This is a genomic window from Pseudomonas sp. PGPR40 (assembly GCF_022014505.1).
In the GTDB taxonomy this organism is placed as follows: Bacteria; Pseudomonadota; Gammaproteobacteria; order Pseudomonadales; family Pseudomonadaceae; genus Aquipseudomonas.
In genome coordinates this window covers 24645-41830 of record NZ_JAKLSP010000036.1, presented here as the reverse complement: position 1 = coordinate 41830, position 17186 = coordinate 24645, and the positions used below count along the sequence as shown (strand labels likewise).

The following is a 17186-nucleotide window of genomic DNA, read 5'->3' as shown; positions in this document are numbered from 1 at the left end:
AGACCTACACCGAAACCTGCCGCACCTGTTTCTCCAGCTCTGCTTTCAACCCCGGCTCCAGCTTCAACTGCCGCGCCAGCTCGTCGAGGTAGGACTTTTCCATGAAGTTCTCCTCATCCACCAGCATCACACTGGCGATGTACATTTCTGCCGCCATTTCCGGCGTGCTGGCGGCGCGGGCGACATCGGTCGGGTCCAGCGGTTTGTTGAGTTCGGCGTGCAGCCAGTGTTGCAGTTCCTCATCGTTGTCGAGTTTGCTGAACTCGCCTTCGATCAATTGACGCTCACGCTCATCGACATGACCGTCAGCCTTGGCCGCGGCCACCAACGCCTTGAGAATCGCCTGGCTGTGCTGTTCAACCTGCGCCGCCGGTAAGCGATCAAGGGTTTGCGGTTCGGTTTGGGGGGCGGTGCCCTGCTGGGCCTGCCAGTTGCCGTACGCTTTGTAGGCAATCACGCCCAATGCCGCAAGGCCGCCGTAGATCGCGACCTTGCCGCCGACTTTGCGCGCCTTCTTGTTACCGAGCAGCAGACCCATCGCGCCAGCCGCCAATGCGCCGCCACCCGCCCCCGACATCAGGCTGCCGAGGCCGCCCGAAACACCGCTGAAGCCTTTGTTCTGGGCGCCGCCGGCCTTGTTCTGCAACAGATCCTGACCGGATTTGAGTAATTGATCGAGCAATCCACGGGTATTCATTTTGCTGTCTCCACGAATTCGGGTTAACCGGATCTTTAAGGCCTCCAGCCTAGATCGAAAGTGCCCGACGCCTCTTCGCGAGAGTGCTTCCAGATGTTGCTCACTTTGCGGCAAACAGGTGGGAACGCCTCTCACAAAGCGCACTAAGCTAAATAACAAGCCGCACACGGCGCATCACCCCGTTCAGCACTGCCCCGACCATAATTTAAAGAAGAGGGTTTACCCATGCTTGTGCACAAGACCGCACTGCTCAGTGCAATCACCACAGCACTGCTGGCCAGCGCCAGCTTGCAGGCCGCCGAACCGCTGAAAGCCGTCGGTGCCGGCGAAGGTCAGCTGGATATCGTCGCCTGGCCTGGCTATATCGAGCGGGGCGAAACCGACAAGGCCTACGACTGGGTGACCGGTTTCGAGAAGGAAACCGGCTGCAAGGTCAACGTCAAGACGGCCGGCACGTCCGATGAAATGGTCAGCCTGATGACCAAGGGCGGTTACGACCTGGTGACGGCGTCCGGCGACGCCTCCCTGCGCCTGATCGCCGGCAAACGTGTGCAACCGATCAACACCGCACTGATCCCCAATTGGAAGAATCTCGACCAGCGCCTGAAGGATGCACCGTGGTATGTGGTGGACAAACAGACCTACGGCACTCCCTATCAGTGGGGTCCGAACGTGCTGATGTACAACACCAAGGTGTTCACGCAACCGCCGACCAGTTGGGGCGTGCTGTTCGAAGAGCAGAAGCTGTCCGACGGCAAATCCAACAAGGGCCGCATACAAGCGTATGACGGCCCGATCTATATCGCGGACGCGGCGCTGTACCTGAAAACCGCCAAGCCGGAACTGGGCATCACGGACCCATACCTGCTTGACGAAAAACAGTACAAGGCCGTTCTCGATCTTCTGCGCGCCCAGCAAAAGTTGATCCATCGCTACTGGCACGATACCACCGTGCAAATGAGTGACTTCAAGAACGAAGGTGTGGTGGCTTCCAGCTCCTGGCCCTACCAGGTCAATAGCCTCATGAACGAGAAACAGCCGATCGCATCGACCATCCCGAAAGAAGGCGCCACCGGATGGGCGGATACCACCATGTTGCACGCCGAGGCCAAACACCCGAACTGCGCTTACAAATGGATGGACTGGTCGCTAAAGCCAAAGGTCCAGGGCGATGTGTCTGCCTGGTTCGGCTCACTGCCGGCGGTTCCGGCGGCGTGCAAGGAAAGCGAACTGTTGGGCGCCGAGGGTTGCAAGACCAACGGTTTCGACCAGTTCGACAAGATCGCCTTCTGGAAAACCCCGCAGGCTGAGGGCGGCAAGTTCGTGCCTTATAGCCGCTGGACCCAGGATTACATTGCGATTATGGGCGGTCGTTAACACCAACTGATCGTTCCCACGCTCTGCGTGGGAATGCATCAACGGACGCTCCGCGTCCATTCGCGCAGAGCTGACGCAGAGCGTCACGGGCTGCATTCCCACGCGGAGCGTGGGAACGATCATCAATGAAGATTTAAGAAGTCCAGGCAAGGCCGCTGTGAACGATCCTCGCCTTTTCGGAGCTCCGCACCATGACGCTTGCAGTCCAGTTCACCAACGTTTCCCGTCAGTTTGGCGAAGTGAAGGCCGTTGACCGGGTTTCTATCGATATCCAGGACGGCGAGTTCTTTTCCATGCTGGGCCCTTCCGGCTCGGGCAAAACCACCTGCCTGCGCCTGATCGCCGGTTTCGAACAACCGAGCGCGGGTTCCATCCGCATTCATGGCGCCGAAGCCGCCGGGCTGCCGCCCTATCAGCGCGACGTGAACACGGTGTTCCAGGATTACGCGCTGTTCCCGCACATGAACGTACTCGACAATGTCGCCTACGGTTTGAAAGTCAAAGGGGTCGGCAAGACCGAACGCCAAAAACGTGCCGAAGAAGCCCTCGACATGGTCGCCCTCGGCGGCTACGGCGAGCGCAAACCGGTGCAACTCTCAGGCGGCCAGCGTCAGCGTGTGGCCCTGGCCCGCGCACTGGTCAATCGCCCGCGCGTATTGTTGCTCGACGAACCCTTGGGCGCCCTCGACCTGAAGCTGCGCGAGCAAATGCAAGGCGAGCTGAAGAAGCTGCAACGCCAGCTCGGCATCACCTTCATCTTCGTCACCCACGATCAGACCGAAGCGCTGTCGATGTCCGACCGCGTGGCGGTGTTCAACAGGGGTCGCATCGAACAGGTCGACACGCCGCGCAACCTGTACATGAAACCGGCGACTACGTTCGTCGCCGAATTCGTCGGCACCTCCAATGTGATTCGCGGCGATCTGGCGCAACAGTTGAGCGGCAATCCACAGCCGTTTTCGATTCGCCCGGAACACGTGCGTTTCGCCGAAGGTCCGCTGGCCAGCCATGAAATCGAAGTCAGCGGCCTGCTGCATGACATTCAGTACCAGGGCAGCGCCACCCGCTATGAACTGAAACTGGAAAACGGCCAGACCCTGAACATCAGCCAGGCCAATGTCCAGTGGCTGGACGTCAGCGCGCAACATCAGACCGGGCAACGTATCAGCGCTCGTTGGGCGCGCGAAGCGATGATCCCGCTGCACGACAATGTTGTGAGCGGGGCCTGAGATGAACAGCGTGAGCGTTCCTCAAATCCCCGCAAGCGGCTCGCCGTTGCGCCGGTTTTCCAACCTGCTGTACCGCCGGCCGAACCTGTATCTGTCGCTGCTGCTGGTGCCGCCGTTGCTGTGGTTCGGGGCGATCTACCTCGGCTCGCTATTGACGTTGTTGTGGCAAGGCTTCTACACCTTCGATGACTTCACCATGGCGGTCACCCCTGACCTGACCCTGGCGAACTTCGCTGCGCTGTTCCAGCCATCGAACTTCGACATCATTCTGCGCACGCTGAGCATGGCGATTGTCGTGTCGATTGCCAGTGCCGTGGTGGCCTTCCCGATCGCCTACTACATGGCGCGTTACACCAGCGGCAAGACCAAGGCATTTTTCTACATCGCGGTGATGATGCCGATGTGGGCCAGTTACATCGTCAAGGCCTACGCCTGGACTTTGCTGCTGGCCAAGGGCGGCGTCGCGCAGTGGTTCGTTCAGCACCTGGGGCTGGAGCCGGTGTTGCAGTTCGTGCTCGGGATTCCCGGCGTCGGCGGCAGCACTTTGTCGACCTCGCATCTGGGACGGTTCATGGTGTTCGTCTACATCTGGCTGCCGTTCATGATCCTGCCGATTCAGGCTTCACTGGAACGCCTGCCGCCGTCCTTGCTGCAAGCCTCGGCGGACCTCGGCGCCAAGCCGCGCCAGACCTTCATGCAAGTGATTCTGCCGCTGTCGATTCCGGGCATCGCGGCCGGTTCGATCTTCACGTTTTCGCTGACCCTGGGCGACTTCATCGTGCCCCAACTGATGGGCCCGCCGGGTTACTTCGTCGGTAGCATGGTTTACGCCCAGCAAGGAGCGATCGGCAACATGCCGATGGCGGCGGCCTTCACTCTGGTGCCGATCGTGTTGATCGCCATTTACCTGTCCATCGTCAAACGTCTGGGGGCTTTCGATGCGCTCTGATGCTTCATCTCAAGATCGGGCATCCCTTGGCCTGCGCATCGCCGCCTGGGGCGGGTTGGTGTTTCTGCACTTTCCGATCCTGATCATCTTCCTCTACGCCTTCAACACCGAAGACGCGGCGTTCAGCTTTCCGCCCAAGGGCTTCACCCTGAAGTGGATCGGCGTGGCGTTCTCCCGGCCCGACGTGCTGGAAGCGATCAAGCTGTCGTTGCAAATCGCGGCCGTCGCGACGCTGATTGCGATGGTCCTCGGTACCCTCGCGTCGGCGGCGCTGTACCGACGGGATTTCTTCGGCAAACAGGGTATCTCGCTGATGCTGATCCTGCCGATTGCCCTGCCCGGGATCATCACCGGGATCGCGCTGCTGGCGACTTTCAAAACGCTGGGGATCGAACCGGGGATGTTCACCATCATCGTCGGCCATGCGACCTTCTGTGTGGTGATCGTCTACAACAACGTCATCGCCCGGTTGCGCCGCACGTCATACAGTTTGATCGAAGCGTCGATGGACCTCGGTGCCGACGGCTGGCAGACCTTCCGCTACATCGTCCTGCCAAATCTCGGCTCGGCGTTGCTCGCTGGCGGCATGCTGGCGTTTGCCCTGTCGTTCGATGAAATCATCGTCACCACGTTCACCGCCGGCCACGAACGCACCTTACCGTTGTGGCTGCTCAACCAGCTCAGCCGCCCACGGGACGTGCCGGTGACCAACGTCGTGGCGATGCTGGTGATGATGGTGACCATGTTGCCGATCCTTGGCGCCTATTACCTGACCCGTGGTGGGGAAAGCGTTGCAGGCAGTGGCGGGAAATAACGGACAATTCATTCCCGATGTGAGAACCGGATCCTGTAGGAGCGAGGCTTGCCCGCGAAGGCGTCCTCAAGAACGTCAAAAGCTTCGCGGGCAAGCCTCGCTCCTACAGGATTCGGTTCCGGCAGAAAACAATAGCTTCGAGGAGGACATGAACATGCAAACCAAACTCTTGATCAACGGCCAACTCATCAACGGCGACGGCCCCGCACAAGCCGTGTTCAACCCGTCCCTCGGCCGCGTGCTGGTAGACATCAACGAAGCCAGCGAAGCCCAGATCGACGCCGCCGTGCGGGCCGCCGACAACGCCTTCGAAACCTGGTCACAAACCACACCGAAAGAGCGCTCGCTGCTGCTGCTCAAACTCGCCGACATCATCGAAACCCATGGCGAAGAGCTGGCTAAACTGGAGTCGGACAACTGCGGCAAACCCTACAGCGCCGCGCTTAACGACGAGATTCCGGCGATTGCCGACGTGTTCCGTTTCTTCGCCGGCGCCAGCCGTTGCATGAGCGGGGCGCTGGGAGGTGAATACTTGCCTGGCCACACCTCGATGATCCGCCGCGACCCGGTGGGCGTGATTGCCTCCATCGCGCCGTGGAACTACCCGCTGATGATGGTTGCCTGGAAAATCGCCCCGGCCCTGGCCGCCGGTAATACCGTGGTGCTCAAGCCGTCGGAACAAACCCCGCTGACCGCCCTGCGTCTGGCAGAACTGGCGTCGGACATCTTCCCGGCCGGCGTACTTAACCTGGTGTACGGCCGTGGTTCTGCGGTCGGTACCGCACTGGTCAATCATCCGAAAGTGCGCATGGTGTCGCTGACCGGCTCCATCGCCACCGGCTCGAATATCATTTCCAGCACCGCCGGCAACGTTAAGCGCATGCACATGGAACTGGGCGGCAAGGCGCCGGTGATCATCTTCGACGATGCCGACATCGACGCCGCCGTAGAAGGCATTCGCACCTTCGGTTTCTACAACGCCGGCCAGGACTGCACCGCCGCCTGCCGTATTTACGTGCAGGCAGGCATCTACGAGCAGTTCGTCGAGAAGCTCGGTGCGGCCGTCAGCAGTATCAAGTACGGCCTGCAGGACGATCCATCGACAGAGCTTGGCCCGTTGATCAGCGCACAACATCGCGACCGCGTAACCGGGTTGGTCGAGCGTGCCATGGCGCAACCGCATATTCGTTTGATCACTGGCGGTAAAGCGGTGGAAGGCAATGGCTACTTCTTTGAGCCAACGGTGCTGGCCGACGCGCAACAGGACGACGAGATCGTGCGCCGCGAAGTGTTCGGCCCGGTAGTGTCGGTCACCCGGTTCACCGATGAAGCGCAAGCACTGGCTTGGGCCAACGATTCAGACTACGGCCTGGCATCGTCGGTCTGGACCTCTGACGTCGGCCGTGCGCATCGGCTGTCTGCACGCCTGCAGTACGGTTGCACATGGGTGAACACCCACTTCATGCTGGTCAGCGAAATGCCTCACGGCGGTCAGAAATTGTCCGGTTATGGGAAGGACATGTCGATGTATGGGCTGGAGGATTACACCGTTGTGCGGCATGTGATGTTCAAGCATTAAAAATGCTTCGCGGGCAAGTCGGATCGCCGCACCGCTCGTTCCTACAGGAACTGCACTGAACCTGTGGGAGCGTGGCTTGCCCGCGATGGCGTCACCGCACGTTTGTCCCGTGGAAACACAGAGCTATCAGGCCGGCGCTATCACTTCAACCGATGGAAAATAGCTACGGTAGCGCTTGGCATCCCGCGTCAATAACGGCAGTTTTTTCACAGCAGCATGAGCTCCGATGAAAAAATCCGCCAAAACATTATTTTTCCCACCACCCACTTTACGGTAACGAACGAAAGCCTTTCCTGCCAAAAACAAGGCAGGACGCGGGACTTCTTGCATGACAAGACCAAGCTGCGTGACGACATCATCCAACGCTTCGAAATTGGAAAATGCCTGTGACAGTTCAGCGTAAATAATTGGGTTGATGGCCAATTCATGGATCTGGGATTGGGCGCGAAGTTGTTGTATGGACCAATCAGCCCAGGCAGGATCGTCCTCCAAGACATCAATCAACACGTTCGTGTCGACCAATATCATCAGTCGTCACCCCGTAGTAGTGCCATCAAATCGTCGGTTCGCCATTTTATATCCGCCTTTCCACGCACGGCTTCAAAGCGGTCGATAGTAACTGCCTTACCCATTTTGGGTTTACCGCTATGCAGCACCACTTCACCTTGCGCGTTGACGCTGAATTCAATTGCCGCACCTGGCTTCAGATGCAATGCGTCACGAATAGGCTTGGGAATGGTGACTTGCCCTTTACTGGTCATGGTTGTTGTCATGATGATCTCCTGAAGTATTACTCTACGGACAAACGTAATACTTAGCGTGCGAGCCTGCAACCGCCGCTCATCGTAGGCAAGTTCTCTTCGTACTGAAGGATTCGACCGCAACAAACACTGTCATGGCCGAATCCATAACCTCCTCAAAACCGCGAAACACTCCTCATCGCATCCACCAGATACCGCATCGCAATCCGGTCACTCTCCGACAGCTCGCGATAGCGCTCCACCAACTTCAACTCCTCCGAACTGAGCCGACGCCTTCTCCGCCCGGTGGCCAGGCAGGGGAAGATTCCTAACATTTCAGTGATGCCTTGTACTTTCGACATGGACGATGTCCTTCTATACGTCAGAGAAAACTTCAAAACCGCATCGCCCTATCACTTTCAGCGAACACCTTAAGCCCGCTGAACCCACCGGCCTGAAGGGCCGAAACCGGTCATTCCCATAGAATAGAAATTAAATCGGCGCTGAAAAACAATTTTTAGAGTAATTAGTCGAAAAAAGCAGATATGCCCTATAAATCAGAAAGCCCTGTGAGAAACGTTACCTGACATGTCTTGTTTCATTGCCGCGCTGTCGCGGTGCCATCAATCATTTTTGCTCTGCAACTGAACGGTTTAAGCTTATTGGCATCTGCTCTAAAGTCCGTTGCGTTTGGCCAAGGCATGTCCGAACCGTTATTTCTGATCCAGCACGTGCCAGGAACGGCGCGGGATTGTTCACGACAGGTTGTACTTATGCACCGCAGGAATTTGCTCAAAGCCTCCATGGCCATCGCGGCTTACACTGGTCTTTCGGCCACCGGCCTATTGGCGGCACGCGCCTGGGCTGGCAGTAGCACGGCTGATGGCGACGCTGTGGCGTTCGACTTCGAAGCGCTGAAGAGTCAGGCCAAACAGCTCGCCGGCAAGCCTTATCAGGACACCAAGCAGGTGCTGCCGCCCACGCTGGCGACCATGACGCCGCAGAATTTCAATGCGATCCGCTACGACGGCAACCACTCGCTGTGGAAGGACCTGAAAGGTCAGCTGGACGTGCAGTTTTTCCACGTCGGCATGGGTTTCAAGCAACCGGTGCGCATGTACAGCGTCGATCCCAAGACTCGACTGGCGCGCGAGGTGCATTTCCGTCCGTCGCTGTTCAACTACGAAAAAACCACCGTCGACACTCAACAGCTCAAGGGCGATCTGGGTTTCGCCGGGTTCAAGCTGTTCAAGGCCCCGGAGCTGGATCAGCACGACGTGCTGTCGTTCCTCGGCGCCAGCTATTTCCGCGCGGTAGATGCCACCGGCCAGTACGGTTTGTCGGCCCGCGGCCTGGCGATCGATACGTACGCCAAGAAGCGCGAAGAATTCCCGGACTTCACCAAGTTCTGGTTCGAGACACCGGACAAGGACAGCACCCGCTTCGTGGTTTATGCCTTGCTCGACTCGCCGAGCGCCACCGGCGCCTACCGTTTTGACATCGATTGCCAGGCCGAGCGTGTGGTGATGGAAGTCGACGCCCACGTCAATGCCCGCACCGCCATCGAGCAGTTGGGCATCGCGCCGATGACCAGCATGTTCAGCTGCGGCACCCATGAGCGGCGCATGTGCGACACGATCCACCCGCAAATCCACGACTCCGATCGCTTGGCGATGTGGCGCGGCAATGGCGAGTGGATCTGCCGCCCGCTGAATAACCCGGCCACCCTGCAATTCAATGCCTTTGCCGACACCGATCCGAAAGGCTTTGGTCTGGTGCAGACCGATCACGAGTTCGCCAATTATCAGGACACCGTCGACTGGTACAGCAAGCGCCCGAGCTTGTGGGTAGAACCTACGACCGCGTGGGGCGAAGGCTCTATCGATCTGCTGGAAATTCCTACAACCGGCGAAACCCTGGATAACATCGTCGCGTTCTGGACGCCGAAAAAACCGGTCGCGGCCGGGGACTCCCTCAATTACGGCTACAAGCTCTACTGGAGCGCCCTGCCGCCGGTCGGCACGCCGCTAGCGCGGGTCAACGCGACCCGTTCGGGCATGGGCGGCTTCATTGAAGGCTGGGCGCCGGGTGAGCATTACCCGCCAGTCTGGGCGCGACGCTTTGCCGTGGACTTCACCGGCGGCGGTCTGGACCGCTTGCCCGAAGGTGCGGGGATCGAGCCGGTGGTGACCTGCTCGAACGGCGAAGTGAAGGACTTCAATGTGTTGGTGCTCGATGACATCAAGGGCTACCGCATTACTTTCGACTGGTACCCGACCAATGACAGCGTGGCACCGGTGGAGCTGCGGTTGTTCATTCGCACCAATGACCGGACGTTGAGTGAAACCTGGTTGTACCAGTATTTCCCGCCGGCGCCGGAGAAGCGTAAGTACACCTGAGGGTAGGTGATTGTTTGGGCGGGCCCCTTCGCGGGCAAGCCTCGCTCCTACAGGATCGCGTCGTTTCATTGACCGACACAAAACCTGTAGGAGCGAGGCTTGCCCGCGAAGACGGCCTGACAGACAACAAACATCCCAGCACAAAAATGCAAAAAACCCCGGTCAACACGACCGGGGCTTTTTTGGTTTTACAGCAGCATTCAATCACGCAAATCCGATTCATGAATCGGCTGGTCACGATGGGTAGCCCGATGATATTGCGCCGGCCAGATAGCCTTGTTCCCGCCCAGATCATCATCGGCATGCAGCGGCCAATACGGATCACGCAACAGTTCCCGGGCGAGGAAGATGATGTCGGCCTGACAAGTACGCAGAATGTGCTCGGCTTGGGCCGGTTCGGTAATCATTCCTACGGTGCCGGTGGCAATGCCTGACTCCTTGCGTACGCGCTCGGCGAAACGGGTCTGATAACCGGGGCCTGTAGGAATCTCGGCGTTTACCGCCGTGCCGCCCGACGAGACGTCGATCAGGTCCACGCCCAGATCTTTGAGGCGTCGCGCCAGCTCTACGGTTTCATCAGGGTTCCAGCCGTCCTCCACCCAATCGGTGGCCGACACCCGCACAAACACCGGTAATTCTTCAGGCCACACCGCACGCACCGCTTCGGTGACTTGCAGCACCAGCCGAATTCGATTTTCGAACGAACCACCGTACAGATCGCGCCGTTGATTGCTCAGGGGCGAAAGAAATTGGTGCAACAGGTAACCGTGGGCGGCGTGGACTTCGACCACTTTGAAACCGGCGGTCAGCGCCCGTTTGGCCGAATCGACGAAGGCCTGAATGACGTCGGCGATCTCGCCCTCATCGAGCTGTTTCGGTGGTGTGTGCTGAGGGTCATAAGCGATGGGCGAAGGACCGACCGGGATCCAGCCGCCGTCTTCCGGCTTGACGCTGCCATGCTTGCCGAGCCACGGCCGATGGGTGCTGGCTTTGCGCCCGGCGTGGGCCAGCTGAATGCCGGCAACGGCGCCCTGCGCGGCGATAAAGCGGGTAATACGTTGCAAGGGTTCGATCTGTTCATCATTCCACAGTCCGAGGTCCTGGGCAGTGATACGCCCGTCGGCGGTGACCGCCGTGGCTTCGGTGAATACCAGGCCAGCGCCGCCGATAGCACGGCTGCCGAGGTGGACCAGATGCCAGTCATTGGCCAGTCCATCGACGCTGGAGTACTGGCACATCGGTGATACCGCGATGCGGTTAAGCAGGGTCAATTGACGAAGGGTATAGGGCTCAAGCAGCAGACTCATGGGGCACCTCTCGAATCAGTGGGCAGGCTCCAGGGTTCTGTTTGAATAGTCGACGAGTGACAGGAAAAAGGTGCAGCACCCGCCCCCGCGGGCAAAGAATTCGACAAGACGTCACAAGGATAATCAAGCAGTGCTTAGAGCCTAGTCGACATCGTGGGATCAGGAAGGAATCCGAGGGATTTGGTGCGGGGAAAATTGCTTTCGCGGGCAAGCCTCGCTCCTACAGGTTATGCACAGTCTGTAAGAGCGAGGCTTGCCCGCGAAGGATTCAACGCGGTTCGATGTGGGCAATCATCAACTGAACCGTCTCGTTCCCACGAAACTCGTTAAGGTCGAGTTTGTAAGCCAATTCGACCCACTTGATGGTCGGATTCGGCCAGATATCACGGTCAATACCGAAGGCAATACCGTCCAGCTTCACCGAACCGCATTCGCTTCTCAGCACCACTTTGAGGTGTCGCTCACCCACGACGCGCTGCTCGACCAACTGGAACACCCCATGAAACAGTGGCTCTGGAAAGTGTTGCCCCCACGGCCCGGCGTGGCGCAGGGCGCGAGCCAGTTCCAGGTGAAACTCTTCGACCGCCAACGTGCCGTCCGACAGCAGGCGTCCGGTCAGGTCTTCTTCACGCATTTGCCTGCGCACTTCGGCGTCAAAGGCCTCGGCAAACAACGGAAAATTCGCTTCCGGCAACGTCAGGCCGGCCGCCATGGCGTGGCCACCGTATTTGCTGATCAGATTCGGATGCTGCGCCGCGACCACGCTCAAGGCATCGCGAATGTGAAAACCCTGAACCGAACGCCCCGAGCCCTTGAGCAGGCCGTCGCCGGCATCGGCAAAGGCAATGGTCGGACGGAAATAGCGCTCTTTCATACGCGACGCGAGGATACCGATGACGCCTTGGTGCCACTCGGGATCGAACAGGCACAGTCCGAATGGCATCGATTCCACCGGCAAATCCTTGAGTTGGGCCAGCGCCTCACGCTGCATGCCCTGCTCGATGGATTTGCGGTCCTGGTTCATGCCATCCAGCTGAGCGGCCATTTCACGGGCAGCGCCCGCGTCTTCGGTGAGCAGGCATTCGATGCCCAGGCTCATGTCGTCCAGACGCCCCGCCGCGTTCAGGCGTGGGCCGAGGATGAAGCCCAGGTCGGTGGAAGTGATGCGCGAGTGGTCACGTTTAGCCACTTCAAGAATCGCCTTGATTCCCGGCCGCGCACGCCCGGCGCGAATTCGCTCGAGCCCTTGATGCACCAGAATCCGGTTGTTGGCATCCAGCGGCACCACGTCGGCGACGCTGCCCAGCGCCACCAGGTCCAGCAATTCGCCGATGTTCGGCTGCGGCTTGCTCTCATACCAGCCCAGGCTGCGCAAGCGTGCGCGCAGGGCCATCAACACATAGAAGATCACCCCGACACCGGCCAGGGCTTTGCTCGGGAACGCGCAACCCGGCTGGTTCGGATTGACGATGGCATCGGCCAACGGCAGCTCATCGCCGGGCAAGTGGTGGTCGGTGACCAGCACCTTGAGCCCGGCTTTTTTCGCCGCGGCCACGCCTTCGACGCTGGAGATGCCGTTGTCCACGGTGATCAGCAGTTGCGGCTGGCGAGTCAGCGCCACTTCGACGATCTCCGGCGTCAGGCCGTAGCCGTACTCGAACCGGTTCGGCACCAGATAGTCGACATGCGCCGCGCCCAACAGGCGCAACCCCAGCATGCCCACGGTACTGGCCGTCGCACCATCGGCGTCGAAGTCGCCGACGATCAGAATCCGCTGACGCTGCTCCAGGGCCGTCACCAGCAAATCCACCGCCGCATCGATGCCTTTGAGCTGTTGATACGGAATCAACCGCGCCAGGCTCTTATCCAGTTCAGCCTCGGATTGCACGCCTCGCGCTGCGTAAAGGCGGGTCAACAGCGGTGGAATATCACCGAGGAATGGCAGGGTGTCGGGCAACAGGCGAGGTTCGATGCGCATGGGGTGACAGGTGCTTCTCTTGAATACGTAGGATAAAACCGGGTAAGGCGGTTCAGCGGCGAATAATCAGCCGCGTTCGCCGGCCAGCCATTGCAACTGGACTTCATGCTGACCACGGTCGTCGGTGACGAAAATCGTTCCTTCGCTGATCATCACGTCCCACTTGATAACGCGCGGCATGTCCTTGGCCAGGGTTTCCAGCACTTCCTGGGGCACGGCGGCGATGTTGACGTTTTTCAGGGTTTTGATCGCCGGGATCACTTTGCCTTCCCAGACACGCAGGCTGCCGTAAGCCAACAGGCTGGTGCGCTCGGTGCGGCGCGAGCACCAGGTCAGGCGATCGGCGTCTGGCTGGCCGACTTCGATCCAGTGCAGGACGCGGTCATCCAGGCTCTTTTCCCACAGCGCCGGTTCATCCACGTCTGACAGACCGCGACCGAAGGACAACTGCTCGTTGTACCAGAAAGCGTAGGCCAGCAGCCGCACGGTCATGCGCTCTTCGGTTTCCGAAGGGTGACGGGCGATGGTCTGCTTCACGCTCTCGTAGACGCTGCGGTCGAGGTCGGTGAGGTTCAGTTCAAACTTGTAGGTTGTGGACGGCTGGGCCATGAACGGGCTTCTTGATACGAGGAAAGGCGGCAAGTCTAACCGATGCAACAGGCAATCAACGAATTGAAGGCGATCAACTTTGGGTGACTGACGCCGGCCTATGTTAAAACGCTGTATTCGCTCAGCCTTTGTCCTACAGGATTCAGTATGCCGTTCTCCAATAAGCCGCTCTCGGGTCTGAAAGTCATTGAATTGGGTACGTTGATTGCCGGGCCGTTTGCCTCGCGCATTTGCGGCGAATTCGGCGCCGAAGTGATCAAGATCGAGTCCCCGGACGGCGGTGATCCATTGCGCAAATGGCGCAAGTTGTATGAAGGCACTTCGCTGTGGTGGTTCGTTCAGGCGCGAAACAAAAAGTCTTTGACCCTGAACCTGAAACACCCGGACGGCCTGGCGATTCTGAAACAGCTGCTCAGCGAAGCGGACATTTTGATCGAGAATTTTCGCCCCGGCGTGCTGGAAAAGCTCGGTCTGGGCTGGGAAGTCTTGCATGCACTGAACCCGAAACTGGTGATGGTGCGGCTTTCGGGCTTTGGCCAGACCGGGCCGATGAAAGATCAGCCAGGTTTCGGTGCGGTCGGTGAATCCATGGGCGGCCTGCGCTACATCACCGGGTTCGAGGACCGGCCTCCGGTGCGCACCGGGATTTCCATCGGCGATTCGATTGCCGCGCTCTGGGGCGTGATCGGCGCGCTGATGGCTTTGCGTCATCGCGAGGTCAACGGTGGCTTGGGGCAAGTGGTGGACGTGGCACTGTACGAAGCGATCTTCGCCATGATGGAAAGCATGGTTCCGGAGTTCGACGTGTTCGGCTTCATCCGCGAACGCACCGGCAACATCATGCCGGGCATCACGCCCTCCTCCATTCACACCAGCGCCGACGGCAAACACGTGCAGATCGGCGCCAACGGCGATGCGATCTTCAAGCGTTTCATGCTGATCATCGGTCGCGAAGACCTGGCCAACGACCCTGCACTGGCCAGCAATGACGGACGCGACAGCCGTCGCGATGAGATTTACGGAGTGATCGATCGCTGGGTCAACTCACTGCCGCTGGACGCGGTGATCGCGCAACTGAACCAGGCCGACGTTCCCGCCAGCCGGATCTTCAGCGCCGAAGATATGTTCAGCGATCCGCAGTACCTGGCCCGGGAAATGTTCCTGCAAGCCAAGCTGCCCGATGGCAAGGATTTCAAGATGCCTGGCATCGTGCCAAAACTCTCTGAGACGCCCGGCAGCTCCGAATGGGTCGGGCCGCAGCTGGGTGAACATAATGCGCAGGTACTCCACGATCTTGGCTACGACCCGGCACAGATCGCACGGCTGCGTGAAGACGGCGCTATCTAAGCTGAAACGCCTGCTTTCATCAGCAATGACAAATCGCAGGCAAAAAGAAACCCCGAGAAGTGGGGAGACAACTCGGGGTTAAACGTGGCCTGAATAAAGGCCAGTGACAACAAGCTACAAGCACCGGAGCACAATGCTTGATCCTGCTGTTACAGGGTCTGACTGACCTTGGCGCAGGAAGGTTCCCACAAAAAACAGTTCAATTTCGGCTGGCCAGGATTTTGTCCTGAGCAGCATTGCGCAACGCCGCAATGACACAGGGCTCCAGCCGTCCTTCCGCGATCAGAACGTCGCGGTGCAGCCCGTCGACCACATCCGTCAGCAGACGTTTATCGGTTAACTGGGCCTGATTGAACAGCCGTTCGACCACGATAGCGCCGCTCGCACTCTTCAGTGTCACCAGGCATTCGCCATGGCCGCCCGATGGGGTCAACGTGACCTGATACGGGCTCAGAGCCTCACCGAGCAATAGACTGATACTTTCCATCATCACCACTCAATAGTCCGAAAACAAAGTGCCTGGGGCGTGTCCACAGTAAATGATCCCAGGCCCGAGAAGAAAGTTCTGGATTCCAACGGCAGGCGCACCGGCGCCTCTGGTAGATAGAGCATGCACGGCAAAGATGACAGTAAAAACTCACGCTTGATGCCAGGTGCAGAACTTGTGGGAGCGGGCTTGCTCGCGAATGCGGTGTGCCAGGCAATATTAATGTCGACTGACACTCCCTCTTCGCGAGCAAGCCCGCTCCCACAGGGATTGCGCCTGCCCATTCATGGCTGCCTTATGCGCTTGCCGATATCGCTCCATCCGCCCAGCAATCCTCGCAATTGACCGTCCGCGCTGTAAAACGGCACCGTCCACTGGTAGATGTCTCTGACGCCATCCTTGAACATCAACTGACGTTCGCTGAAGCGGGGCTTGCGAGTACCGAGCTGAGTCATGAATTCGGCGTGCAACTGTTCGGCGGTCTCTTTGGGCAAGACATCGAGCTCGATCAGTTGTCGCCCCTGAACCTGGTCGAAACGGGTCGACAAGCGCTCCTCATAACTTTTGTTGCACATGATCAAACGTCCTTCCAGATCACGCACGAACATCGGATCGGGCATGGCGTCTATCAATGCGTGCTGGAAGGCGAGCTGGTCATTGAGGTCTTTCTCGGCGTCCCGACGTTGCTTGATCAGTGCCGCGAGCCGGCGGTTCCAAAGCAATGAGAGCAAGCCGAACAGGCTAACGATGAACAGGCTCCAGCAACCCCACTGGGTTATCCGCTGCCAGGCCGAGGGCGCGTGTACCGGCGCAATTCCGTTCAGCCATTTCAGCCGCATGGCACGTAATTCGGCGGGCGGAAATGCTTCGAGCGCCTTGTTGAGGATGCTCAATAGCTGCGGCTGTCCTTTACGAACCGCCAAGTGATCAGCCTCCCATTTGCCCTCCACCGCATGCCCGACCTTGAGCCGGCCCGAGGGATAGAGCTGCGCTCCAATTTCGTTTTCAATGGTGGCGTAGGCCTCGCCACTTTCCACCAGTGCCCGGGCCTCAACCTGGGTTTTGACCGAGCGCAGCTCGATCGCCGGGTAGTCACGCCGAATCGCCCCCTCCAGGGCGTGCCGGGCCGGCAATACCAGGACCCTTTTCGAAAGCTGTTCCAGGGACTGTAACGCAGGCGTGCCGGCCAGTCCCACGAGAACCCAGCCTGCCCCGCCGAACGCATGACTGAAATCCAGAAATACCTTGCGCTCGTCATTCATTGCCAGCGTCGTGCTCAAGTCCGCCGCGCCACGTTCCAGTCGCTCCAACAGTTGGTCGGTGGAAAACGACTCTTCATGGACAAACCGCAACCCGGTCATGGCGCTGATGCGGTTGAGCACATCATTGTTCAAACCGCTCCAGTGACCGTGCTCATCCTTGAACAGGTACAGCGGGTACTGCGCCGACGCGACGATAACCATGGGATGTTCAGCAATCCATTGCCGCTCCTGAGCGTCCAGCTCAATGCGTGCGACGGTGGCTGACTCGCGGGATTCGTGTGTCGTTAATTGTGCGGCCTTCACCCATTGCCCAAAGCCCAGGACGCCCAGCAAAAACATCCAGCACACGGCTGGTTTAAACCCTCTGAAAAACAGCATTGCCACTTCCTTGGTGATCGTCTCGCCCGTCCTT

16 protein-coding genes are annotated in these 17186 nt (G+C 59.1%); 7 read left to right on the top strand and 9 right to left on the bottom strand.

Going from position 1 to position 17186, the window contains the following annotated elements; translation table 11 throughout:
• Positions 1-4 precede the first annotated feature (4 nt).
• The gene (locus MEB48_RS25550; RefSeq protein ID WP_237886575.1) at positions 5-697 is read right to left on the bottom strand and encodes a tellurite resistance TerB family protein; all 693 of its coding nucleotides are present in this window, start codon (positions 695-697) and stop codon (positions 5-7) included.
• 225 nt (positions 698-922) lie between these two features.
• On the opposite strand from MEB48_RS25550, the gene ydcS reads away from it, so the two are divergent.
• The 5 genes from ydcS (at position 923) to MEB48_RS25525 (ending at position 6645) form a co-directional block, all read left to right on the top strand.
• Positions 923-2074 carry a putative ABC transporter substrate-binding protein YdcS gene (gene ydcS / locus MEB48_RS25545; protein ID WP_237886574.1) on the top strand — a complete coding sequence of 384 codons (1152 nt, stop codon included), beginning with the start codon at positions 923-925 and terminating at the stop codon, positions 2072-2074.
• 191 nt (positions 2075-2265) lie between these two features.
• Entirely contained in the window at positions 2266-3303 is a 1038-nt protein-coding gene (locus MEB48_RS25540) for an ABC transporter ATP-binding protein (protein WP_237886573.1), read from the top strand.
• Position 3304: 1 nt separating this feature from the next.
• Positions 3305-4252, top strand: a complete 948-nt coding sequence (locus tag MEB48_RS25535) for an ABC transporter permease (protein WP_237886572.1) — start codon at positions 3305-3307, stop codon at positions 4250-4252.
• Positions 4242-5066: an ABC transporter permease gene (locus MEB48_RS25530; RefSeq protein ID WP_007897624.1), complete on the top strand. Its 825-nt coding sequence runs from the start codon at positions 4242-4244 to the stop codon at positions 5064-5066. Before MEB48_RS25535 ends, MEB48_RS25530 begins: the two co-directional genes overlap by 11 nt.
• A 154-nt stretch (positions 5067-5220) precedes the next feature.
• Complete coding sequence (locus MEB48_RS25525; RefSeq protein ID WP_237886571.1) at positions 5221-6645, top strand: gamma-aminobutyraldehyde dehydrogenase; 1425 nt, start codon at positions 5221-5223, stop codon at positions 6643-6645.
• A 126-nt stretch (positions 6646-6771) separates the two neighbouring features.
• Here the strand turns inward: MEB48_RS25525 and MEB48_RS25520 are convergent, their stop codons facing one another.
• The 3 genes from MEB48_RS25520 to MEB48_RS25510 form a co-directional block, all read right to left on the bottom strand.
• Positions 6772-7173, bottom strand: coding sequence for a type II toxin-antitoxin system VapC family toxin (locus MEB48_RS25520; protein WP_237886570.1), 402 nt, complete (start codon positions 7171-7173; stop codon positions 6772-6774).
• Positions 7173-7418 carry an AbrB/MazE/SpoVT family DNA-binding domain-containing protein gene (locus MEB48_RS25515; protein ID WP_030131147.1) on the bottom strand — a complete coding sequence of 82 codons (246 nt, stop codon included), beginning with the start codon at positions 7416-7418 and terminating at the stop codon, positions 7173-7175. The genes MEB48_RS25520 and MEB48_RS25515 overlap by 1 nt, the downstream gene beginning before the upstream one ends.
• 143 nt (positions 7419-7561) lie before the next feature.
• On the bottom strand, positions 7562-7747 hold the full coding sequence (locus tag MEB48_RS25510) for a hypothetical protein (RefSeq protein ID WP_105344867.1): 186 nt from the start codon (positions 7745-7747) through the stop codon (positions 7562-7564).
• Between the two features lie 411 nt (positions 7748-8158).
• On the opposite strand from MEB48_RS25510, the gene MEB48_RS25505 reads away from it, so the two are divergent.
• Positions 8159-9784: a glucan biosynthesis protein D gene (locus tag MEB48_RS25505; RefSeq protein WP_237886569.1), complete on the top strand. Its 1626-nt coding sequence runs from the start codon at positions 8159-8161 to the stop codon at positions 9782-9784.
• 200 nt (positions 9785-9984) lie between these two features.
• Here MEB48_RS25505 and MEB48_RS25500 read toward each other — a convergent pair whose 3' ends face one another.
• The 3 genes from MEB48_RS25500 to MEB48_RS25490 form a co-directional block, all read right to left on the bottom strand.
• Entirely contained in the window at positions 9985-11091 is a 1107-nt protein-coding gene (locus MEB48_RS25500) for an NADH:flavin oxidoreductase/NADH oxidase (protein ID WP_237886568.1), read from the bottom strand.
• A gap of 268 nt (positions 11092-11359) precedes the next feature.
• Entirely contained in the window at positions 11360-13069 is a 1710-nt protein-coding gene (recJ, locus tag MEB48_RS25495; protein WP_237886567.1) for a single-stranded-DNA-specific exonuclease RecJ, read from the bottom strand.
• Between the two features lie 66 nt (positions 13070-13135).
• On the bottom strand, positions 13136-13678 hold the full coding sequence (locus tag MEB48_RS25490) for a YaeQ family protein (protein WP_095054212.1): 543 nt from the start codon (positions 13676-13678) through the stop codon (positions 13136-13138).
• Between the two features lie 147 nt (positions 13679-13825).
• Between MEB48_RS25490 and MEB48_RS25485 the strand changes: the two genes are divergently transcribed.
• Complete coding sequence (locus tag MEB48_RS25485; protein ID WP_237886566.1) at positions 13826-15025, top strand: CaiB/BaiF CoA transferase family protein; 1200 nt, start codon at positions 13826-13828, stop codon at positions 15023-15025.
• A 199-nt stretch (positions 15026-15224) separates the two neighbouring features.
• Here MEB48_RS25485 and MEB48_RS25480 read toward each other — a convergent pair whose 3' ends face one another.
• Positions 15225-15512: a DUF3509 domain-containing protein gene (locus tag MEB48_RS25480; protein ID WP_237886602.1), complete on the bottom strand. Its 288-nt coding sequence runs from the start codon at positions 15510-15512 to the stop codon at positions 15225-15227.
• Positions 15513-15796: 284 nt separating this feature from the next.
• On the bottom strand, positions 15797-17152 hold the full coding sequence (locus MEB48_RS25475) for a transporter substrate-binding domain-containing protein (RefSeq protein ID WP_237886565.1): 1356 nt from the start codon (positions 17150-17152) through the stop codon (positions 15797-15799).
• Between the last annotated feature and the right edge of the window lie 34 nt (positions 17153-17186).

Excerpts from the sequence above, each read along its gene's own strand:
- MEB48_RS25550 (WP_237886575.1), bottom strand. The coding sequence starts at position 697 with ATGAATACCCGTGGATTGCTCGATCAATTACTCAAATCCGGTCAGGAT.
- ydcS (WP_237886574.1), top strand. The coding sequence starts at position 923 with ATGCTTGTGCACAAGACCGCACTGCTCAGTGCAATCACCACAGCACTG.
- MEB48_RS25540 (WP_237886573.1), top strand. The coding sequence starts at position 2,266 with ATGACGCTTGCAGTCCAGTTCACCAACGTTTCCCGTCAGTTTGGCGAA.
- MEB48_RS25535 (WP_237886572.1), top strand. The coding sequence starts at position 3,305 with ATGAACAGCGTGAGCGTTCCTCAAATCCCCGCAAGCGGCTCGCCGTTG.
- MEB48_RS25530 (WP_007897624.1), top strand. The coding sequence starts at position 4,242 with ATGCGCTCTGATGCTTCATCTCAAGATCGGGCATCCCTTGGCCTGCGC.
- MEB48_RS25525 (WP_237886571.1), top strand. The coding sequence starts at position 5,221 with ATGCAAACCAAACTCTTGATCAACGGCCAACTCATCAACGGCGACGGC.
- MEB48_RS25520 (WP_237886570.1), bottom strand. The coding sequence starts at position 7,173 with ATGATATTGGTCGACACGAACGTGTTGATTGATGTCTTGGAGGACGAT.
- MEB48_RS25515 (WP_030131147.1), bottom strand. The coding sequence starts at position 7,418 with ATGACAACAACCATGACCAGTAAAGGGCAAGTCACCATTCCCAAGCCT.
- MEB48_RS25510 (WP_105344867.1), bottom strand. The coding sequence starts at position 7,747 with ATGTCGAAAGTACAAGGCATCACTGAAATGTTAGGAATCTTCCCCTGC.
- MEB48_RS25505 (WP_237886569.1), top strand. The coding sequence starts at position 8,159 with ATGCACCGCAGGAATTTGCTCAAAGCCTCCATGGCCATCGCGGCTTAC.
- MEB48_RS25500 (WP_237886568.1), bottom strand. The coding sequence starts at position 11,091 with ATGAGTCTGCTGCTTGAGCCCTATACCCTTCGTCAATTGACCCTGCTT.
- recJ (WP_237886567.1), bottom strand. The coding sequence starts at position 13,069 with ATGCGCATCGAACCTCGCCTGTTGCCCGACACCCTGCCATTCCTCGGT.
- MEB48_RS25490 (WP_095054212.1), bottom strand. The coding sequence starts at position 13,678 with ATGGCCCAGCCGTCCACAACCTACAAGTTTGAACTGAACCTCACCGAC.
- MEB48_RS25485 (WP_237886566.1), top strand. The coding sequence starts at position 13,826 with ATGCCGTTCTCCAATAAGCCGCTCTCGGGTCTGAAAGTCATTGAATTG.
- MEB48_RS25480 (WP_237886602.1), bottom strand. The coding sequence starts at position 15,512 with ATGGAAAGTATCAGTCTATTGCTCGGTGAGGCTCTGAGCCCGTATCAG.
- MEB48_RS25475 (WP_237886565.1), bottom strand. The coding sequence starts at position 17,152 with ATGCTGTTTTTCAGAGGGTTTAAACCAGCCGTGTGCTGGATGTTTTTG.